The following is a 6,350-nucleotide window of genomic DNA, read 5'->3' on the forward strand; positions in this document are numbered from 1 at the left end:
TTTACCTAGAAGCCTACCCGGATAGTGCCTGCAATGGAGCGTACCATGGGCAGAAATCCTTCTTCCCCGGAGAATGCTGTATTATTGGAGTTGTTGGATGCCGGGTTGTAATTATAAGGCAGTGAATTGTACAGGTATAATAAATCGCGTCCTACTATAGCGACACTGAGATTATTGAGCATCATTTTTTTGCAAAGTTGCGGAGAGAACTGGTAGGCCAGTGATACCTGACGCAACGAGATCCACGAGTTCTTTTTAATCCAGTAATCGGATACGCCGGTAGAAGAAGAGCCATAGCGATAGTAGAACTGTGGCGCATGGCTTGGTTCCACGTAGCCTTTATCATAGGCTTGCTGATAGGTCATACCGCCTACATTTACCTGTGTACCATTAGGCTGGGTAATCATCTGCCCTTTGGCAAATACACCATCGGGTATCAGGCCGTCATCATACACCTGTTGATCGTATCCACTTTTCCAGGTAATGCCACCGTGTTCTGCATCTCTGCCGGCGAGGGTATTAGGGAATACGCCGGTATGTGTACCATAGCGGTAGGTGAGGAGTACAAAGTCTCCACCGAATTTACCATCCAGTAATATATTCAGTGAAATATTTTTGTACCGGAACGTATTGCCCCAGCCTGCTCGGAATTTGGCGTTGATATCTCCTACATCCTGCAAAGTATTGCTGCGGACAGGGAACCCGGTACGGCCATCTGAGCGCCAGGCCAGTTCTGGTTTTCCGTTGTTGGGATCTGCTATGGGCTTTCCATTGGCATCAGTAGCCTGATAGGCTTTGGAGTGGATAAGTGTACGCAAGGTGCCATAGGATTTACCTACTACTGCCCAGGTACTGATTTCTCCGATATTCGCTTTCAGGTCATATTCGGATCTGCCGGGGGCCAGGTCCACGATCATGTTCCTGTTAAGAGAATAATTTACATTGGTGTTCCATTCAAAGTTTTTTGTTTTAACAGGGGTACCATCGATCGTGATTTCCAGGCCACGGTTCCGGATGTTTCCGGCATTGATGATAACACCTTCCAGGCCGGATTCAGGAGGAGTGCCTATGTCCAGGATTTGTTTTTTTGTGTTGTCCTGGTATACAGAAACATCAAATCCTATCCTGTTTTTGAGGAAACGCATTTCTATCCCCAGCTCCTTGGCAATTTTTCTTTCTGGTTTCAGGTTGGGCTGCAGTGCTATAATTTTGCCGGTGAGCGGATCGGTATAGCGACTGTAGGTAGAGATAGGAATGTCTACGCCACGGGATTCTGTGTAGCCGTTAAAGGCGAATCCGGGGTTGATGGTAAAAGGATCTGTATCATTACCCAGCCATGCAATATTGCCTCTGAATTTACCGTAGGTAATCCATTCCGGTAGTTTAAATGTTTCTGAAAAGAGCCAGGAAAGACTTACTGCGGGATAGGTATAAAAGAAGTTACCGGTACCATTTGTATAAGTCAGTGCAGAAGACCAGTCGCCCCGGAAAGTTCCCTGCAGGAACAATTGATTTTTCCAGGCCAGATCGGCGCTGGCATAAATGGAGTTGAAAGCTTTCTTGCTTTTCAGACCGCCTTGTGCAATTGGTTTATTAACAGAGTTGGCGAGGAAGTAGTTGCCTGGATAACTCAGGCCTCCATCGGTTTTGCTGTAGTTGTAAGTAGTTTGAAACCGTTGGGTTTCTCCACCGATGTAGCCGCTGAGGTCCAGGTCTTTCGTCAGACTTTTGTTGACCATTGCCATCCATTTCAGGAAATAGCTTTCTTTGCTGGTATGTCCCAGGCCATACAGGCCGCCATTGAAATTCGGATCCTGTCCCAGTTCTTTATCTTCATTCCTGGTGTAGAKGTTATTGACATTTCCTTCCAACACCACTTTCAGCCACGGATTAATAGTAGCAGTAAGGGCTACGCGACCGCGGATGGTTTGTTCGTTCTGGAGATATTCATTTTCAAAGAGGTTGAACCAGAATCGTGATTCCGGTGCTTTATTAGGTTCATTGGGATCTGCCGGGTTGGGTGTTCCGCCGAGGATGCTGGTATATTTATCTTTCTGCATCCAGTATTTGGTATCATAGTTACGGGGTAGCAGCCAGGTGAACAGTTTACCAAAGTTATAGGAGGCGAAAGCATCGAGTCCTCCGAGTCTGGGAGGATTTCTGCCGGAGAAATCGGTGTAGTTGGCGCTGACATCGGCGCTCAGCCATTTATTGACGATATGAGTAACGTGTAAGTCTATACTATTTTTAAGCAGACTGTTTTTAGCAACAATACCTTCGCTCTGGTCGCGGGTATAAGACACCCGGAAGGTGGAGCGATCGTTACCACCATCTAGCGATATGTTGGTAGCAGAGCCATGGCCGGTTTGAAAGGCGTCCATGAAGTTGTTGGGCTGAGCTACATATTTGGTGGGGGTACCATCATAGTTGATTACATCCTGTCCGGCGAAGCGGGGGCCCCAGTTTTCCAGTTCCCTGCCTATCTGCCGGTMGATATAAGGTTTGCCGGTAACCGGATCTGTCGGAAACACTTTTGTTCTCCAGTTTTCGGTGGGTTTGTAGTTCTGGTCACGGCTATCAGTGTAAAATGCCCCTACTGTTCCTCCGCCGTATTCATTCTGGAAATCGGGGCCGGAGTAGGGTTTAAAAACGTTTATCGTCTGACTAACGTTAATGCCTAAACCTTTTCTTTCATGTCCTTTTTTGGTAGTGATCAGGATAACACCGTTGATGGCGCGGGAGCCGTAGAGGGCGGCGGCAGAAGATCCTTTGAGTACGGTAACGCTTTCAAAGTCTTCCATGTTCAGGTTTTTCAGGTCGTTCCCAAAGTCGCGTCCTGTACCATTGAACGTATTGTTTTCGATAATCACCCCATCTATCACAAAAATGGGTTGATTATTATTTCTCAGGGTGGAGTTACCACGTATCACGATTTTGGTGCTTCCGAAAAGTCCGCCGGCACCCTGGTCTATCTGAACACCTGCTACTTTGCCTTGCAGGGCATTTACGGGATTTACTTCATTGGTGACAGCCAGGTCGGCGCCTTTGATTTCCGTAGTGGCATATCCCAGGCTCTTTTTTGCTTTGGTGATACCCAGTGCTGTTACTACTACTTCGCCGAGTTGTTTGTTGTCTTCTACCAGCGAAACGTTGATGACTGTCTGATTATTGATCGCGACTTCCTGTTTGACAAACCCAACGGCATTAAATACGATGGTGCCGTTGCCTGGTGCGTTGATTGAATAGATGCCCTGGGCATCGGTGATGGCGCCTGTTTTGGTGCCTTTCAGTAGCACAGACACACCTGGAATTGCTTCTTTGTTGGCGGCGGTGACTTTACCTGTCACTTTGATGTTTTGCGCGAATGCTGCTGTGCAACAGAGGAGAAGGTACAACGAGATAGCCCTGCGTTTGCAGGAGTGTAGAAATTTCCACATACAGTTTTTTTTAAAGGTTGATAAATCATTACGGCTATAGCTGAATAATTGCGTGCGATTTGCTTATTGAGTCATGATGGCTATTTTACGGCTACGATTGATAATTACAGGTATACTATTTACTGTTTCGGAAAGGGAATGTTACATCGTCCACTCTAAAGAACACTTTTATTATTTAAATGTTCGGCTGGTCAGGATAGTTTTTAATAGAATTCTGCTTCTGTATACGCGAATATAACAGAGTAGGGAATAATTAATAGCCAGGTGCCGTTAGTGCTGCTCCATTCAGTAAGCGATAAAGGTGGTATCTTCCTGTCGGGGAGTGATTGCAAGGAGTTGTGAAATTTCGATACACCCATCGTTAAGCTACTATTCTGTCACAAAAACATTTGTTTTTTGCAATAAATTATCAAGTATTTTCCTGAATATCCCTCTTCCGTTTTACATTTGGGGTATGAACTTACTCGGCAACATCCTATGGCTCATCTTTGGTGGCCTTGTTACATTTCTGCAATATATGGTCAGCGGTCTATTGCTTTGTCTGACTATTATCGGTATCCCCTTTGGGCTCCAATGTTTTAAGATAGGTTTCTTTACCCTGATGCCTTTTGGGCGGCAGGTGCGGGATGTACCCGGACAAACGGGGTGTTTATCTACCATTTTTAACATTATCTGGATATTTATCGGGGGTATCTGGATTGCGCTGGCACATCTTGGATTTGGCTTATTACTGGCGATCACCATCATCGGGATACCCTTTGCGCGTCAGCACTTTAAGTTGATGAGCCTTAGTTTTACCCCGTTTGGCAAGGAAATCTATTAACGGTTGTGTGTGCCGCTGTTGGCATGACTATTGGTTTTCTATTTCGGACTAAAACGGGAAATATGAAAAAGATATTATTCGCAGCAGCAGCTGTTGGTACAGCAGCATCCCTGGTTATATTATATCTCAGAAAACGTCGTCAGGGAGGAAATCTATTGGAAGATGCCAAAGATGCCATGAAGGAATCGACAGGTACTATGCGTAAATATATGCGCAAAGCAAAAAATGAGGCAGATGGCGTTTACAGTAATGCCATGGGCTGAGTTCCGGCATTTATAAAAGCAATCGAAGCGCGTCCGGTATCCGGGCGCGCTTTTTTGTGAAAGGTAAATCTGTGTTTATCCCAAATAAAAGGGTAAGTTTACAGCATAATAATTATCTCCACATATCATATCAGGATTGTAAAAAATCCGTCTTCCCCGAAAGGGAACAGGGTTTCCTTTCACTAATTCCCCCGGACTATACAAATAATTTTTCCGGCGCAACCGCGCTACGGGCAAGCTTTTGCCTTTAAAATACTTACTTGCATGACAACTACAGATAATAAAGCCATTGTATTGGCGGCATTCAAACACCTTATCGGAGAACGGAATCCGGATGTAATCGATACGTATCTGAACGATTCCTATATTCAGCACAGCCCCATGGTAAAAGACGGTAAAGCGGGGCTGCTGGAGGCATTACAGCACCTGAAGAAAATGCCGCCTCCGCCGGGCAACAGCCAATCGCCAGTGGTGCGTACCATTGCTGATGGTGACTATGTAATGGTGCATATGGATGTGGCGTTTATGGGCAAGAAAATGGCCATTGTGGACCTTTACCGCCTCGAAGAGGGGAAGCTGGCTGAACACTGGGATGCTACACAGGAACAGCCCATATATGCTCCCGGCGATGTGACGATGACAGGAGGTACCACTACCATCACGGATATTGGGAAGACTGGGGAGAATAAGACACTGGTAGCGGATTTTTTTCACCAGCCCCATGCTTCTTTTCTGGCGCCGGACTATATTACGCATGATCCTTTACAATTCCGGCTGGACAAACAGTTAGCGGAGCTGGGGCCGGTAATGGTTCATCGCATTATAGGAGAAGGAGATTTTGTGTTGGTGCAGTGGACGGGAAAGCGGGGAGAGGTGCCGGCTGTTTTTTATGATATCTGCAGACTGGAAAATAATCTGCTGACAGAACATTGGCGGGTGGCGCAGGTTATTCCTGCTGTTCTTCCTCATGCGAATGGGATGATATAATTACTATCGACCAGGCCGTTTTATTTCAACGGCCTGGTTAATAAAATTTTTCCTGCTTTGCCAGCATGTCAATAAAAGTAGCGATGCGTTTGGCTCTTGTTTCCGGTTTTTTTGCATTTTGCAACCTGAAATAGATAGCAAATAAATTTTGTTTATTCAGGGTGTCAAAGAATGCCTGGGCTTTTTTATTTTTTTTCAGTGCTGCCATGAAATCCTCCGGGATGGTGGCCTTGCTGCCTGCAGCATATGCATTTTCCCAACGCCCGTCTGCTTTGGCTGCTTCTACCTGGGCAATGCCTGCGGGTTTCATTCTTCCTTCGGCGGTGAGGCGTTCTATATGTTTGGTGTTTTTTTCAGACCAGATGCTTTTGGCGCGTCGGGGTGTAAATTTCTGCAGGAAGGATACTTCGTCTTTTGACTTTTTTATAGCGTCTATCCATCCATAACAGAGGGCTTCTTCCAGGGCCTGGTCATAATTAATGGAAGGGATTTTGGAATTTTTTTTATAGATGACCAGCCATACACCGTCTGTTTGCGTATGATTGCTTTTCAGCCATTTCTCCCATTGTTGCTGGGTTTCGAAGGATAATTCCGGTATTTCTTTAGGTCTTGTCATACATATAAAGATACAGTATTGATCAGCGTGTATGCATTGGGGTTATAACTTTTTTTAAAAAAAATTTGGAAGTATTGAATTAATTCCTACTTTTGCACTCCCATTAAATGAAACGATTCCCTAGCTCAGTTGGTAGAGCAATACACTTTTAATGTATGGGTCTTGGGTTCGAGTCCCAAGGGGATCACAACAAAGAATACAAACAGTATCAAAGCCGCATAAAT

Annotated in this window: 5 protein-coding genes and 1 tRNA gene; 4 read left to right on the forward strand and 2 right to left on the reverse strand. The window is 45.4% G+C overall.

Translation table 11 applies throughout. The annotated features are described in order from the left end of the window. Positions 1-5 precede the first annotated feature (5 nt). Entirely contained in the window at positions 6-3,437 is a 3,432-nt protein-coding gene (locus AC1DCV_RS30780) for a SusC/RagA family TonB-linked outer membrane protein (RefSeq protein ID WP_477026764.1), read from the reverse strand. A gap of 454 nt (positions 3,438-3,891) precedes the next feature. On the opposite strand from AC1DCV_RS30780, the gene AC1DCV_RS30785 reads away from it, so the two are divergent. The 3 genes from AC1DCV_RS30785 (at position 3,892) to AC1DCV_RS30795 (ending at position 5,510) form a co-directional block, all read left to right on the forward strand. Beyond that, on the forward strand, positions 3,892-4,260 hold the full coding sequence (locus AC1DCV_RS30785; protein WP_441575227.1) for a YccF domain-containing protein: 369 nt from the start codon (positions 3,892-3,894) through the stop codon (positions 4,258-4,260). Positions 4,261-4,322: 62 nt separating this feature from the next. Next, positions 4,323-4,523: a hypothetical protein gene (locus AC1DCV_RS30790; RefSeq protein ID WP_477026765.1), complete on the forward strand. Its 201-nt coding sequence runs from the start codon at positions 4,323-4,325 to the stop codon at positions 4,521-4,523. A gap of 264 nt (positions 4,524-4,787) precedes the next feature. After that, complete coding sequence (locus tag AC1DCV_RS30795; RefSeq protein WP_477026766.1) at positions 4,788-5,510, forward strand: nuclear transport factor 2 family protein; 723 nt, start codon at positions 4,788-4,790, stop codon at positions 5,508-5,510. Between the two features lie 37 nt (positions 5,511-5,547). On the opposite strand, the gene AC1DCV_RS30800 is transcribed toward AC1DCV_RS30795, so the two are convergent. Then, entirely contained in the window at positions 5,548-6,126 is a 579-nt protein-coding gene (locus AC1DCV_RS30800) for a YdeI/OmpD-associated family protein (protein ID WP_477026767.1), read from the reverse strand. A gap of 114 nt (positions 6,127-6,240) precedes the next feature. On the opposite strand from AC1DCV_RS30800, the gene AC1DCV_RS30805 reads away from it, so the two are divergent. Continuing rightward, positions 6,241-6,313: transfer RNA gene (locus AC1DCV_RS30805), tRNA-Lys, on the forward strand. Positions 6,314-6,350 lie beyond the last annotated feature (37 nt).

It is taken from the genome of Chitinophaga sp. 10T418, assembly GCF_056394125.1.

Coding starts and splice junctions, on each gene's coding strand:
- AC1DCV_RS30790 (WP_477026765.1), top strand. CDS start 4,323: ATGAAAAAGATATTATTCGCAGCAGCAGCTGTTGGTACAGCAGCATCC.
- AC1DCV_RS30800 (WP_477026767.1), bottom strand. CDS start 6,126: ATGACAAGACCTAAAGAAATACCGGAATTATCCTTCGAAACCCAGCAA.
- AC1DCV_RS30785 (WP_441575227.1), top strand. CDS start 3,892: ATGAACTTACTCGGCAACATCCTATGGCTCATCTTTGGTGGCCTTGTT.
- AC1DCV_RS30795 (WP_477026766.1), top strand. CDS start 4,788: ATGACAACTACAGATAATAAAGCCATTGTATTGGCGGCATTCAAACAC.